Origin of the sequence: Azonexus hydrophilus (assembly GCF_038368255.1) — a bacterium.
GTDB lineage: Bacteria > Pseudomonadota > Gammaproteobacteria > Burkholderiales > Rhodocyclaceae > Azonexus > Azonexus hydrophilus.
The window spans coordinates 212,721-225,248 of the sequence record NZ_CP151407.1 but is presented as its reverse complement, the minus strand read 5'-3'; the positions used below and the strand labels follow the sequence as shown (position 1 = coordinate 225,248).

Here is a 12,528-nt window from a genome sequence, read left to right as displayed (position 1 = left end):
GTTCCTTGTCAGTCTGTCGAAGTGACGGTTGCTTGAATCTTGGCCGCAATTTTCTGTAACTCGTTCTGGGCAATCGCAAGCTCTTCATCAGTTAGGCCAGATTGTTCCTGCTGCCATGCGGGTTCGGCATTCTCAACCAAGCCCGCAGCAAAACTCCTAGCCCAGTTTTTTGCGAAAATCTTGCGAGCAGTCGACATAGCGCTTTTCCTAGGCAGCGACTTCGAGTTGAACACGGACGACCTTGAAGCCTAGGGCCTCGCGTTTTGCCGCACGTTCGGCATCTCCCCACCAGGCACGCGTCTCGGCTTCGCTCGGCGCTAAGGTATCCATCCAGAGCGAATCGTCAGGATTCTGGATAATCCAGCCGGTGTGCTTGGCTGCCCAATCGTCATCACCATCCACCGGCAGAGGGTCGGCGTCCTGGGAGAGAGTCAGCAATACCGCCTTGACCGTTAGCCTCTCGTACTTCTTCTCCGATTCGGTAAGCTGGATACCTTTCTTTTTCTGGCTCAACTGGGCAAACCGAAAGCGCCCATTGGCATCAACTGGCGCATAGAGTGTGCAGCGTCCCGGCATGTCTCTGTTCCTTTTCCGATCCATCAGGCCCCGTATGGGGCGCCAAGTTTGATTGCAGCAGCGTCAATGCGACGAAGCTGCCCATGCTGTTTCTTCTTCAGGGTTTTGATGACCGACTCCATTCCTGTCACGGACTCAAGGATTCCAATTGCCGCCTCGGTAAGCTCGATGTCTCGGGTTGCTTTACTGTGGTCATTCAGCGCTTTACGCAAGTTGGTCATGGCCTTTTCCTTGATTCGTTTAATCTGGCTCTATTTTAGGTGCGAAATCGCACCATGTCAAGAAGCGTTTTCAAACAATTTTCGCGCCCGTTTCAATACCGCATCGGGGCAGGGCGAGCGACGAGCACTTTCTGGCGCAGCGAGATAGGCCTTCCACTGGGAAACCGATAGCGGGCGAGCCTGGCGTTTATTGAACGCATCGAGCGCATTGAGCTGAGTCATGCCGGCGGCTTCGATTAGTGCGCGGAGCTTTTGGCCATTGTCTGTATCTGTCATGCAATCTTCCGTGGTGCGAGATAGCACCGATCATAGCACCGCCTCAAACATTTTGCGAAGCGTGTCATCGAAGACGGGCAGGTACGGCTCAAGGTGGTCCAGGTCGGAGTGTCCCATTAACGATTGAATGTCCGTAAGCGACTGCCCCGCGGCAAGTAGCCGCGAGGCAAATGTGCGCCGACCGCTGTGGCTTGAGCAAAGCGGCAGCCCGGCCGCTCGATACAGCCCCTTGATGTAGCTCTGCAGACTGTCAGCGGCCAGGTATTCAACGACTTCGCCGGCTGTATTGCGCGCTCTCTTGCGATTGAGTTCATAAGGCCCACCCTTCCAGGTCAGAATGAGGCGCGCCCTTGGCATCAAGCCGCGATATTGGCGTCCATCGAGCGAGCAGCCGAACCGCTTGGACAGACGCCATTCGATGTAGCGATCCATTGCGGCGATCAGCTTTGGATTGGTCAGGTACGCCAGGCGCTGCCGGCACCCCTTCGTGATCTCAGCACGGAGGCTGATTTCGGTGCGCAATAGACCGGATGGCAGAAGCACGTCAGCGACCGTCAGCCGGGCGATCTCAGTAACTCGCATACCGCAACCAAAACTGAGCCACAAAACAAGAACGTCTCGCTCTGGATGGCGGCTAGTGGCTTCAGTGACGCGCATCAGGTGGCGAAGCTGGGAGGGAAGGAGGGCCGCTGCACGCTTGGTCATTTGGATGGTCCTCGTAACGCGATTAAAAATGCGCGCAGTTACGATCGAATGACATGCAGATCGCCCGACAAGAGTACAACATCATGGAGCCGCCCAACAAGCAGCATCCTCGGAAAGACTTTTCGTTACGAGAGCCGGCACCGTCAACGAAAAAACCCGCCGAGGCCAGAAGGCCAGGGCGGGTTCGAGTTTGAAAGATTGGTTGCCTAGCTCGCTTGTGCGGCAGGCGCCTTCCGGAGAGCGCCCAGTGCATCCTTGCACTTCTGAACGTGGCAGTCGCAGTGGTTGCTCTTTTGTTTCAGCAGGCCACAGTGCGGGTGGTGCTCCGACTGGGAAGCGTGTTGCAATGCGGCCTCGATTTGCTGGAAAAGTACCTTATCCATCTTTATCTCCTGATGCCGGAGTACGTCGCCCAAAGGGCTTATTGTACCCTTGGGCGATTGTTTGATTGGCGGCCGGTTGCCCGGCCTATCTCGTAACGCGATTCTCTCGGTTTAACCGCGATCCAGCACGTAGTCACAAACCGCAGCCGTTTCGGCTTGGGTTAGGTAGGCGCCCTCAATTTCCAGTACGGAACTACAGTTCTGAAAATCGTGGTCTTCCCACTTGCCACGGTGGTCACACTGCTCACCGGCACGCTTCATGTAGAACGAATCGACCGGAAGCGAACCGAGAAAGCGGTGGACTGCGATCTCTTCTTCCAAGTCCAGCGTGCATTGCTCACCACGCCCGTCTCGTGCCCACATCGGCGTGAAGTTGCTCTCATACACCACCATCGTTCCCCGTTCATCGGTCACGATTTCAGCCGTGTCCTTGTTTAGGTACTTGCGGACAGCCTCGGAGAGCCTGATGCCCGGCTTCAGCACAATGTAGTTCATTGAGCGAATGCCCATGATTTTCTCCTTGAATCGCGGAGCATCCCCTGGCGGGGATGGGTATCCCCGCTTGGGTTTTGAATGTAACGAGCCAGTTTTCCTCGGCGTCGCCACCTTGGAACAGGCTATTTGTCACATCCCCGGCCTGTGGGATGTGCCTTGCGGCTTTTCTGCCAAGTGATACTCGGCGATCAAGTCGGTGCAGTGCTTGTTGGCCTGATTGACCAAGTCGGCCTGCGTCCGAATTTTGTTGTGCAGCTCAGTGGCTTCCTTCTCGATGGCGGCGCCGAACATCACGTGCACCGGCTTGCCTTCGAGAACGGCGCGCGCATTGCCTGCGTTTGCCATTGGATACCCCATGCGCTCACCTGCGAGCACCATAACGGCTTGCGATTGTCCGTAGTTCACGGTTTTTTCCTTTCTCGGAATACGCTATTTCCCAGAGACACCTTCCCCAGATGGGAGGTGAATCCCATCGTGGCAGTTGTTTAATGTGTCAGGCCAGTTTTCCTACCTGGCCGTCGTACGGTTGGTTTGTTCCTCCACCGCGGTATAGAAAAACTTTTCCCGTGGTCGAAGGAAACCCGCCAAGGCCAGAGGCCAAGGCGGGTCGAGTCGTCACTTTCGTAACGTCATTTGTCACATACCCGGTGATGGGCTGTCTGCGAGTTGCTCGATGGTGGTTCCGACAAGATCGCCACCATCTCGCACCACAGTCTTCTCACCGTTGGTGTAATTGACACAGTCCTCGCTGTAAAAGCCGAGACTATTCAACATTGAAACGAGTTCGTCACTTCGACGACTGCTCATATCGATTTCCTTTTTCGTAACGCTATTTATCAGGCCGGCATTGCGGAACGTAGTTCGCGCACGCAGTCACTGTATTCGGCAGACATCGCTGGGTTGGAAAGTTGCGAGTTGCGTGCAATCTTTTCCGCATATGCGATGGCTGCTTGGTGCTCTCCGAATTCCCGCAAAAGAATTTGCGAGGACACGGACATACCGTTTGTTTTAAGCATTTTGCTTCTCCTAAAAGAAGCCCCGTTGCGCCATCAGTCCCTTGCGGGAAAGCTGATCCGCAGGGGCGTTGTTGTCGTAATGCGCTATTTCTCCCGGCTATTGCGCCGGAGCGCTCGCTGCGGCAAGACTGCCTGTAGCAAGACTCCGGTGAAGCGGCCTTGGCTGCTGGCCGGCGGAAGCCTCCGGAAGCAACACGACAGTGCCGCCATCAAGAGCTAAGACCTCGCCAGTCACACTCGAACACATGGGATTTCTGGGCGTCCAGGTGGCCCATTGACCGATGCTTGGTGCCATTTTCAGGGTCGAACTCGACTCCAAATCATCGGCTGCATTTTCAAGATATTCGGCTTCGGAAACTTCTTCTGTGGTTACGCCCTCGGCTTCTGGGGTAACTTTCAAAAGAGATTCTTCGGCCTCAACCTCTGAAGATGCCTTGCAATAAAAATCCGCAGCGTCTTCATAACCATCTGAGTTTTCCTCGTCAGGTATGTAGTAGTTCACACGGAAATACTTTGCTTGCTGTAACACTTTCATTTTCCTTCTCCTTGTTTGATGCCCAAGGAGGGAGTTCGCCCGGAAGGGGCGATTGAACTCCCCCGTGGGCGATTGATTAATGTGATGAGCCAGTTTCCCGGCCGGTTTTCGTAACGATTTCTACTCCTGGTCGTTGCTTGGTCTGGTGTTCTAGGCCGCAACGTACTCAGGATCTCACATGCCCGGACTGCGGGATGCGCCTTGCGGCGTTTCGGTGACATCGGTGCCGGGCCAAAGCTGCGAAGAGTTGATTACCCAACCTTTCACTGCTTGCAAACGCACTCCAAGCGTTTGGACGAACTTGGCATAGTCTGCTTTGGTTCCGCAGTACAACGTGACCTGCAACTCAGATTGAATGCAGAAGTCCGAGTCCAGCCCCAGTTCAGAAGCAACGGCGCTACATTGCTTTCGCACGTAGTCGTTTAGGGGTCCATACCCACAACCAATCGAATTGAATGGCTCCGGATAGACAACCGGATAAGCGTTGGAGCGCCGGGCTTCATCCTCTGCCTTGTTGTAGGCACTGCTGGAATCTGCGGCATAGCTTTCCTCAGCCAACTTTAGAATAACCAGGACACTCGTGGCCATTTAAGTTCCTTTTCCGCCCGAATGGGCTTGTTTGCCTTCGGCGCATCGCCCGGAGGCGGTCTGCGCCTCGGGCGGTTTTTGAATGTTCCAGCCAGATTTCGACCGGATTTGCCCTGCTAATGGGAAAAGGGGCAAACTGGCCCCTTAGTTACTTCCCTCGGCGATCAGTCTTACCTGAAGCACCTTCCCATTTGGGTATGCACTTTTTGCCTGTTCACTTGCGTGATCAGCTTCTTCTGCTTTGCACTCGAAGTGAATAAGGCTTTGGACTCCCGTTTCGTCACGGAGACTGACACGATAGTCTTTCAGTACGATGGGATTCCTTGCCGCTTTATCCGCAATTCGAGATTTAAGTGCGTCAGCATCACTGGGTAATGCAAAATCCGCATTACTACTCGGAGGCAATTCACAAAGACCTATGATTGCCCAACTTAGCTGATTTTCGTCAATGAACTGTTCGACGATTGCTTCGTCTGCAGCGGCGACCACAATGACCAAGTCATCTGTATCGTTACCACTGCCATCAAAGCCACGGACGATAAGTTCGATCTTTTCGTTGATTCGAAGTTCTTGCCCAGAGTGAGTCGAGGCATTTCCCTTCGTTATGGCTATATTGTTTTCGTGCATGGAATATCTCCTGAAAATACGCGGAGACACCATGCCCTTGTGGGGATGAGTCCCCACTGGGTTGAAGTTTAGTGGCTGGTTTTGGTGGGTTACCCAGGTTAGACCAGCTACCTGTCTTGGCATACGCCATATGAAATCCAAGTGTAGCATAGCTGAACACTTGGTTCACCGTCCTGGCAAAGCCTCATTTCATGTGCCGATAGCCTTGATCAAACCCTTTTAGGCGGCAAGACAATCGTTGCGACAGCCCATTCTTCAATAGAGAAAAAGGAGACTGAGGCCTGTTTTGTCTGAGCCGTATGGGTCACCGATGCTTTCATCTCGGATGCCTCCTGGGGAGCGTCAGAGAGCGGTAGCAATACCGTGACTTCCTCTTTTGAAGAGAAGAGTTGAGCCAATGTGTCATCGAGAGCCGCAGGGTGGGCGTGTTCTCGGCCGAGATAGACGATCGGCGAGGCAGTTTGCTCTGCGTTGAATTTAAGGCGTGAGCAGATGCCACGTTGTTCCGCCCGGTCTTTCAGCCGGGATGCAACGGAATCATCAAGCGGCGGGAGCGAAGAATAGATTCCGTGGTCAGCGAGACGAACCGCAAATTCCGGGTCGTCGCAAAGGACATGGATCGAGACAACGGTGCTTTTTGAGAGGTAAAGCGCCTTGAGAAAAATCCCGAACTCAAAAGAACGGAAATCACTTTCTGGACAGTGGCGTGTTTCCAAAAGGGTGCCTTCCTTGTCTGCACTGAAAAGAGAGAGCGAGGAACGGTCTTGCCTAGATACAGGGCTTTGGCGCGCTGCTGTGAAGGGTCGAGCCTCTTCGAGGGCGGAGAGATCAATGTCAAGCACAACCTCGGCTTCGCGCTCGGAAGCCGGCAAGCGTGCTGCAAGGGAAAGAGCATCGAAATCGTCGCCCTGATAGTTCCACATGCCGTGCACGCGGGAGGTCAGATTGATCTCTTCGCTGGTCTGGTCATCGGCGAACGGAGTAAGCATATCGGTCGAAGGTGCGTTCACGGGGGGCTCCATAAAAAAACTTCGTAAAGCATAGCGATCGCCAAGTTATGTGATCCACCGGCAAAAGCCTGCGTTTCCCCGAAAGAAACCGAGGCGGCAGTTTGCGTCGATACAAACCGTTGTTTTTGTCAGTCGCCGGGGCGTCTGCTGGCAAGTACGCTTGTCTGGTAATTCGTGCACGGAGTAGGTGATGAAGCGTTGCGACAACTGTGAGTATTGGAAAAGGCACTACGTCGGCAAATACAGCCGCTTTAAGGTGTCGGCTGACAATTGGCCGGGGGAGTGCTGGTTCAATCCGCCGCAGTTGATTGCCCGGACAAGTCATCGGGATGCGGAAGGCCATATGAAGCACAAGCTGGAAACGCTTTGGCCGGAAACAAAGGGCGGTCAGTGGTGCGGCAGCTTTTCGAAAGCCGAGGGAACGGTAGCAACGGTAATTGCGGCAGCGGCGTAACGGCGACGTATGCGCTACAATGGTGAGAGTTTCTGGCGCAAGCCTGATCCGGTAGCTGGATTCACCGGGGTCTTCGGACCTAACCCAGCCTTTCAATTCACCCTATGGGGACTTCATGTACCCCGCAGGGTCCATGGTGTCCCCAATTTTTTTTGGAGCGACACCATGCATCTCACCAAGCAGCAAATCGAAGCCATCAAGCGTTGCCTTGCTATGGCGGAAGCGCACGTAGAAGACATCAACTCCGGTCTGGAGGAAGGTCTCTACACCGAAGAAGACAACCAGGATATCGGCGAGAAGGAAGCGTCGGTTCAGGTTGTTCAGGACTTCCTGGAATCCATCGGGGAAGGCGAAGATCGCCCGACCAAGCAGTACACCGGGATTCTGGAAGTCGACGGGCTGCTCATCGAGCAGCGGATCACCGCCCCTCATAACGCATCCGTACCCGAGCTTGACCGTGCCTTCATGGCCAAGCTTGCCCAGGTCGCGTCTATCTCGTATGTCGAAGTGGCTCCGGCTGCCTGACGTGCGTATCAACGCAATTCATATCTAAACCCTTTCGGGGACTCACTCCCGAACGGGGTGAGTTCCCTCCTTTTTGGAGAAAAACATGGAACTCAAGCAAATCGAACCTCAAGAAATTTCTGTCATCGCCCTGAACGAGAAGTACGCCAAAGAAGGCGAGTCGATCCAGGACGTACGTCGTCGCGTTGCCAAAACGCTGGCGTCGAAGATGGAAAACAAGGAAGAGTTGGCCGACCTGTACTACGACGCCCAAGAAAACCTGGGCCTGGTGATGGCGGGCCGGATCAACTCGGCAGCGGGCATGGATCTCGAAGCCACGCTGATCAACTGCTTCGTGCAGCCGATCGACGACACGATGTCGGCCCCGGCCGGTTCTGGCAAGGTCGGTATTTTCAACGCGGTGGCTCAGTCCGCCGAAACGATGCGCCGTGGTGGCGGGGTTGGCTACAACTTCTCCGCAATCCGCCCGGCTAACGCGCTCGTCAAGGGTACGCATAGCCGCGCCAGCGGCCCGATCAGCTTCATGCGGGTGTTTGATCGCACCTGTGAGACGGTTGAATCGGCGGGTGCGCGTCGTGGTGCTCAGATGGGGATTCTCAACATTTCCCATCCGGACATCGAAGAGTTCATTGGCGCCAAGCAGGTTTCCGGCGCATTGAACAACTTCAACCTCTCGCTGGGTGTCTCAGACGCGTTCATCGAGGCAGTGCGTGATGATGCAGACTGGGAACTCGTTCATGCGGCCGAACCGCATCACGAGCTTCAGGGCTGCTATCAGCGTGCTGACGGGTTGTGGGTGTACAAGAAGGTCAAGGCCCGCGATCTGTGGGACAAGATCATGAAGTCCACCTACGAAGTCGCTGAACCGGGCATCCTGTTCCTCGACCGGATGAACAAGGAAAACAACCTCAACTACTGCGAAGTGATCGAGGCCACCAATCCTTGTGCTGAACAGCCGCTGCCGCCGTACGGTGCCTGCTGCCTGGGGTCCATCAACCTGACCGTTCATGTCCGCCACGCTTTCAGCGACAAGGCTATGTTCGATTTCGGCTCTTTCAGCGAAGCGGTTACCCGCGGCGTTGAAATGCTCGACAAGGTGCTGGATCACACGGTCTGGCCGCTGCCGGAGCAAGCTGAGTCGGCAGCGAACAAGCGCCGTATCGGTCTGGGCTTCCTCGGTCTGGGTGATGCGTTGACCATGCTGGGTATCCGCTATGACTCGCCGGAAGGCTTGGAAATGGCTCGGAAAATCTCTGAAGTCATGCGTGATGTTGCGTACATGACCTCGGTGGTTTTGGCTCAGAAGTTCGGGGCCTTCCCGCTGTTCAATGCGAAGAAGTATCTCGACCAGGGTGGTGAATTCACCAAGCGACTGCCGGAACGCATTCGCAAGGAAATTCGCAAGCATGGCATTCGCAATAGCCATCTGCTGTCGATTGCGCCGACCGGGACGATTTCTCTGGCGTTTGCCGACAATGCCTCCAACGGCATTGAGCCGGCTTTTAGCTGGACGTACAACCGTACGAAGATCGAGCTGGATGGCAGCAAGAAGACCTACGTCGTGGAAGACTACGCGCACCGCCTCTATCGCATGATGGGTGGTGACACGGAAAACCTCCCGGCGTCGTTCGTCAATGCGCAACAGATCAGCGCGATTTCCCATGCGGAAATGGTGGCCGCCGTGGCGCCGTTCATCGATTCGGCAATTTCGAAGACGGTGAATGTGCCCGAAGACTACCCGTATGAAGACTTCAAAAATCTTTATATGCGTGCCTGGGAGATGGGCCTGAAGGGGATTGCCACCTACCGCCCGAATAGCGTGTTGGGGGCGGTTCTCTCGGTGGAGCCGAAGGAGCCTGCAGCGCCCGCTGCAACGGTGGCGCCGGTTTCTGCCCATGATGACGACCCGCTGTTCAAGCGCTTTGCCAAGCGCCCGGCCGGCGAGTTGGATGCCAAGATTTCCAAGATCGAATACGGTACTCAGACGGGCAAGAAGACGGTGTATATCGCTGTTTCCTTCCAGACGGTCTCGGGGACGATCAACGGAAAGCAGGTCACCATCGAGCGGCCCATCGAGTTCTTCATGCCGGCAGGCCAGAAGGACAAGTCTCAGCAATGGATCACCGCTCACATGCGCAGCCTGTCTCTGGTTGCGCGGACGGGTGGTTCGGTCGCCGAAGCGCTGTCGGATATGCGTGAGGTGGTCTGGGACGATGGCCCGGTGCGCTGTGGGTCTTACATCCGTGAGGATCAGACCGAGGTGCCGCGTTACCACGAATCCGAAGTGGCGGCGTTGGGGTATGCCTTCCAGCAGATCCTGCACCGCAAGGGCTTCCTGGACGCAGACGGTGGTCAGGTGCCGGTGCATGTTTTGGCACGGGACTACGCGGCCAAGAATAACTGCGGCGGTGAGTGTCTTGAAGCGACGGAAGCTTACGAGCAACCGGAGCAAAGCGATGCTGCTGTGGTGTATTCGGGGAAGCCTTGCAAGGAGTGCGGAGCGCATGCCGTTCGTAAAATAGACGGATGTGAACGCTGCGAATCTTGCGGGGCTCAGGGAGCTTGCTCTTGATTCAACGGGGATGGCCGCAAAAACGGCTATAAAATCCTCAAATGGCGTGGTTTCTACCTCGCACCCAAGCCGTCGTTCCCCTTTTGGGGTTCGGCGGCTTTTTTCGTTTTCCGGCCAAAGGATGCGCCGACGCTGGCGCCGGGACCATGCTCAAATGACGGTTGAAATCGGGTTGTAGCTTGAGACAATAGATTGGTTACACGCAATGCGAGGTTGTCCGATATGCCGCAGTACCAAATTGGCGAAGAATTTTTCCGTGGGGTCATCCGAGAACCGGACGGCCCTGGCGAAAAGCTTGTGGTTGGGAAAGCGAACGAAGCCCTCGCTCGCCGCATCGCCATCAAGGAAGCGGAAAAGCTCAACTGGGATTGGATTGTTGAGCGCTGCCGGGCGATAGAGACCGGCCATGACACCGCGTTCACGGTGATCGAGCAATGGTCATCCGTGAGCGGACATGAATCTTTTGAAGGGGAAAAGTCTTGAACCTACCGCAACGCATGCTGGCTGCAGGATGGGAAAAGCTCGCCAAGGGACATCCCGATGCCTTTTCGGATGTTTCATTCACATGGAAACGCGGCCCTGTTCGCATGGCGATCACGGCCGAAACGCTGGGCGTCCACAATGGAACGGTGCACACGTACGTCGCATGCGGCGGCGAACTGACGCTCTATCGCGTGTTTGTCGATGAGCCGGCACGGGGGCAAGGCTACGCCAAAAAGGCGCTGACTGAACTATTCGCTTTCGCGGACGCCATGGGGCTGGAGTTTTACGTGGAGCCGTTGCCGTTCAAGATGGAAACAGGTGGATCAACACCGCTTTCCAGGCAAGATCTTCAACGGCTTTATGCCTCACTGGGCTTTCTTCCAGACGACGCTGGATGCAAAGTCATGCGCAGACCCGCCGTCACCGTGGCCTAGTGGCCGACTCTGCAAGCCTCTTGCGCGTAAATCTGGGCGAACTCTTCGTCGCTCTTGGCGAGCGCACGAAGAACGGAAGCTGTAATTAACGAGCCGGTGATCGCAACCATCATCAGGCAGGCGAGAAGCAGCCCGAGTTGAGGATCATCCGCTTTTGGCAGGAAAGCCAATGCCGCCATCCACAAAGCGCTACTCACAAAAAACAGGGATGAAAGACGACGATAGCCGCGTGCGCGTGTGGCGAGTTCAGTGGCGTAGTTGGCAGGGCTTGGCATGTACAAACGGGATCAAAGTTGGCATTCGCGAAGTCTGACAAAGACCACCTGAGAAAGCTTGCGCCGAAAACATTAAATTCCCCCACGGAAAACGAGAGGGCGATTTGTGTTTGGTGGGAAAAATCGCCGCTTTAGGCAAGTGCCTTGGGAATGTGCGGGAAATATCATCCTGTGCATGAATCGACGACAATTTCTCACTGGGATGGTCGGCATGGCACTGCCGACTTTCGGTATGGCCCAGTCCTTTTGGGACTACCCTCGATCACTCTGGATTGTCAGAGGCCGAGAGGAGGTTAAGGCGACCTATTGGGCAGAAGGCCAGTTCCAACTCGATGGCTACTCGCAAATCTGCCACATCATGCGAGATGTTCAGGCCAACGAACTGCAGCAGATGGACCCGGTGCTGCTCGATATTCTTCGCGGGCTGCAGGGGTGGCTGGTCGCTTCGGGGGTTAATCGGCCGATCAACCTACATAGCGGTTATCGAAGCGCGAAGACGAATGCCAAGACGGAGGGCGCGTCAAAAAACTCCAAACACAAGTCTGGCCGGGCGGCAGACCTGAGCATCAAATCCATCCCGCCAGATTATCTCCGGCAAGTAGCCAGGTATCTCAACGGCGGGGGGGTAGGGTTTTACCCTGACAGGAATTTCATTCATGTCGACACAGGTCGCGTCAGGGAGTGGCGGGGGTAAGTGCAGGCCGAGCGCTGGCTTTCTGGGGGGGCAGGAAAGATTTCTGTCTCGTTTCAGCCCATCTTCTCCCTCGAAAATGGATGTGTCGTCATCCACGAAGCCTTGCTTCGAGCCCAAAGCCTGGTCGGAAAGAAAAGCGTCCACCCAGAATTGCTCGATTGTAGCGAAAGATGGGGGTTCACCAAGGCGCTGGATCTCAGCGTACTGGCCATGACCTTTGATGCCCTTCGGCAAAACGAAGGCATGATTGCCTCGGTGAATTTCTCCCAGTCGTCCATTGATGGGGATAGCACCAAGATCATCGAAGCGTTGCGGCGATCAGGATTAGCCAATCGCGTCATCGTGGAAATCACCGAACGAGGTCGCGCCGGCCGCAAGGATCTGGCTTACTTCGCCGATCAAGTGAGGGAAATTGGTAGCGCGATTGCCGTTGATGATTATGAAACGGGCTGCGCCGATGATGCGCTGGTTTGCGCTGTTCGGCCATCGATCATCAAGGTCGTGCTGGATGATGTGGAAGATACCTCGATCAAGCGAATGGCAAGAGCTACCAACGCCTGTGCCGAATTTGGCGCGAAGCTGGTGGTCGAGAAAATCGACTCTCGTCGAAAGTACGACTTCGCCATGAAATATGGCGCGTCTTACCTACAGGGTTTCTT

Annotated in this window: 20 protein-coding genes and 1 pseudogene; 7 read left to right on the top strand and 14 right to left on the bottom strand. The window is 55.3% G+C overall.

The window, feature by feature from the left end:
- Positions 1–8: 8 nt before the first annotated feature.
- The 13 genes from AADV58_RS17815 to AADV58_RS17755 all read right to left on the bottom strand — a co-directional run bounded on the left by AADV58_RS17815 (position 9) and on the right by AADV58_RS17755 (position 6,432).
- Complete coding sequence (locus tag AADV58_RS17815) at positions 9–197, bottom strand: hypothetical protein (protein WP_341744605.1); 189 nt, start codon at positions 195–197, stop codon at positions 9–11.
- Between the two features lie 10 nt (positions 198–207).
- On the bottom strand, positions 208–576 hold the full coding sequence (locus AADV58_RS17810; RefSeq protein WP_341744604.1) for a hypothetical protein: 369 nt from the start codon (positions 574–576) through the stop codon (positions 208–210).
- A 23-nt stretch (positions 577–599) separates the two neighbouring features.
- Complete coding sequence (locus AADV58_RS17805) at positions 600–797, bottom strand: hypothetical protein (RefSeq protein ID WP_341744603.1); 198 nt, start codon at positions 795–797, stop codon at positions 600–602.
- 57 nt (positions 798–854) lie between these two features.
- The gene (locus tag AADV58_RS17800) at positions 855–1,073 is read right to left on the bottom strand and encodes a hypothetical protein (protein ID WP_341744602.1); all 219 of its coding nucleotides are present in this window, start codon (positions 1,071–1,073) and stop codon (positions 855–857) included.
- Positions 1,074–1,103: 30 nt separating this feature from the next.
- Entirely contained in the window at positions 1,104–1,778 is a 675-nt protein-coding gene (locus AADV58_RS17795) for a site-specific integrase (RefSeq protein ID WP_341744601.1), read from the bottom strand.
- Between the two features lie 494 nt (positions 1,779–2,272).
- Positions 2,273–2,671: a hypothetical protein gene (locus AADV58_RS17790; protein WP_341744600.1), complete on the bottom strand. Its 399-nt coding sequence runs from the start codon at positions 2,669–2,671 to the stop codon at positions 2,273–2,275.
- 114 nt (positions 2,672–2,785) lie between these two features.
- Entirely contained in the window at positions 2,786–3,061 is a 276-nt protein-coding gene (locus AADV58_RS17785; RefSeq protein ID WP_341744599.1) for a hypothetical protein, read from the bottom strand.
- A gap of 231 nt (positions 3,062–3,292) precedes the next feature.
- Positions 3,293–3,463, bottom strand: coding sequence for a hypothetical protein (locus AADV58_RS17780; protein ID WP_341744598.1), 171 nt, complete (start codon positions 3,461–3,463; stop codon positions 3,293–3,295).
- 29 nt (positions 3,464–3,492) lie between these two features.
- Positions 3,493–3,672 carry a hypothetical protein gene (locus AADV58_RS17775; RefSeq protein WP_341744597.1) on the bottom strand — a complete coding sequence of 60 codons (180 nt, stop codon included), beginning with the start codon at positions 3,670–3,672 and terminating at the stop codon, positions 3,493–3,495.
- A gap of 97 nt (positions 3,673–3,769) precedes the next feature.
- A complete protein-coding gene (locus AADV58_RS17770; RefSeq protein ID WP_341744596.1) occupies positions 3,770–4,207 on the bottom strand; it encodes a hypothetical protein in 438 nt (145 codons plus the stop codon).
- 174 nt (positions 4,208–4,381) lie between these two features.
- On the bottom strand, positions 4,382–4,795 hold the full coding sequence (locus tag AADV58_RS17765; RefSeq protein ID WP_341744595.1) for a hypothetical protein: 414 nt from the start codon (positions 4,793–4,795) through the stop codon (positions 4,382–4,384).
- Between the two features lie 144 nt (positions 4,796–4,939).
- Positions 4,940–5,422 carry a hypothetical protein gene (locus AADV58_RS17760; RefSeq protein ID WP_341744594.1) on the bottom strand — a complete coding sequence of 161 codons (483 nt, stop codon included), beginning with the start codon at positions 5,420–5,422 and terminating at the stop codon, positions 4,940–4,942.
- Positions 5,423–5,631: 209 nt separating this feature from the next.
- Complete coding sequence (locus AADV58_RS17755) at positions 5,632–6,432, bottom strand: hypothetical protein (protein WP_341744593.1); 801 nt, start codon at positions 6,430–6,432, stop codon at positions 5,632–5,634.
- Positions 6,433–6,622: 190 nt separating this feature from the next.
- Between AADV58_RS17755 and AADV58_RS17750 the strand changes: the two genes are divergently transcribed.
- From AADV58_RS17750 to AADV58_RS17730, 5 genes are all read left to right on the top strand, one after another.
- Positions 6,623–6,886 carry a hypothetical protein gene (locus AADV58_RS17750; protein WP_341744592.1) on the top strand — a complete coding sequence of 88 codons (264 nt, stop codon included), beginning with the start codon at positions 6,623–6,625 and terminating at the stop codon, positions 6,884–6,886.
- A gap of 165 nt (positions 6,887–7,051) precedes the next feature.
- Positions 7,052–7,411: a hypothetical protein gene (locus tag AADV58_RS17745; protein WP_341744591.1), complete on the top strand. Its 360-nt coding sequence runs from the start codon at positions 7,052–7,054 to the stop codon at positions 7,409–7,411.
- A gap of 85 nt (positions 7,412–7,496) precedes the next feature.
- Positions 7,497–9,983 (top strand): adenosylcobalamin-dependent ribonucleoside-diphosphate reductase, encoded by a 2,487-nt coding sequence (locus tag AADV58_RS17740; protein ID WP_341744590.1) that lies wholly within the window; start codon positions 7,497–7,499, stop codon positions 9,981–9,983.
- A gap of 213 nt (positions 9,984–10,196) precedes the next feature.
- A complete protein-coding gene (locus AADV58_RS17735; RefSeq protein WP_341744589.1) occupies positions 10,197–10,466 on the top strand; it encodes a hypothetical protein in 270 nt (89 codons plus the stop codon).
- Positions 10,463–10,900: a GNAT family N-acetyltransferase gene (locus AADV58_RS17730; protein WP_341744588.1), complete on the top strand. Its 438-nt coding sequence runs from the start codon at positions 10,463–10,465 to the stop codon at positions 10,898–10,900. Before AADV58_RS17735 ends, AADV58_RS17730 begins: the two co-directional genes overlap by 4 nt.
- Here AADV58_RS17730 and AADV58_RS17725 read toward each other — a convergent pair.
- A complete protein-coding gene (locus tag AADV58_RS17725; protein WP_341744587.1) occupies positions 10,897–11,175 on the bottom strand; it encodes a hypothetical protein in 279 nt (92 codons plus the stop codon). The two genes, AADV58_RS17730 and AADV58_RS17725, sit on opposite strands and share 4 nt — an antisense overlap.
- Before the next feature lie 211 nt (positions 11,176–11,386).
- On the opposite strand from AADV58_RS17725, the gene AADV58_RS17720 reads away from it, so the two are divergent.
- Both AADV58_RS17720 and AADV58_RS17715 read left to right on the top strand, forming a co-directional pair.
- Positions 11,387–11,869, top strand: coding sequence for a YcbK family protein (locus AADV58_RS17720; RefSeq protein WP_341744586.1), 483 nt, complete (start codon positions 11,387–11,389; stop codon positions 11,867–11,869).
- Positions 11,870–12,481, top strand: a pseudogene (locus AADV58_RS17715) (EAL domain-containing protein); the annotation flags it as partial. It lies immediately after the preceding gene.
- Positions 12,482–12,528: the final 47 nt, after the last annotated feature.